This is a genomic window from Ralstonia sp. VS2407 (genome assembly GCF_052950655.1).
Window position 1 is genome coordinate 1 of sequence record NZ_JBRFVG010000403.1, and the last position, 429, is coordinate 429.

At 68.3% G+C, this 429-nt stretch carries 1 protein-coding gene; it reads left to right on the top strand.

Annotation, left to right across the window (positions count from 1 at the left end; genetic code table 11):
- Positions 1–429, top strand: a 429-nt coding sequence (locus ACU8YE_RS25690) for a CerR family C-terminal domain-containing protein (RefSeq protein WP_446930454.1), incomplete at both ends; no start/stop codon positions are given.

The following is a 429-nucleotide window of genomic DNA, read 5'->3' on the forward strand; positions in this document are numbered from 1 at the left end:
CTCCAGTACTACTTCGAGAACAAGGAAGGCGTGTACCGCGCGTGCGTCGAGACGATCGCGGAGCACGGCTGGGCGGTGTTCGCGCCGGCGGTCGGCCATGCGCGGGCGATGCTCGAGGCCCACGCGAGCGTCGAGGAACTGATCGATGCGTTCATCGGGCTGCTGCGCGCGCTGTCGGACCGGATGTTCACCGCGCCGAAGACGATGAACCAGCGGATGTTCTTCGCGCGCGAGCAGGGCGGCCAGGAACCGGCGAGCGCAAGCGAGATCCTGATGACGCGCATGCGCAAGCCGCTCAACGACGTGAGCGCCGAGCTGATCGGCCGCATCACCGGCCGGCCGGCCGACGATTCCGTCACGCGGTTGCGCGCGCTGAGCCTGTTCGGGCAGATCACGGTGTTCCACATCGCGCAGCGTTCGGCGCTGCAG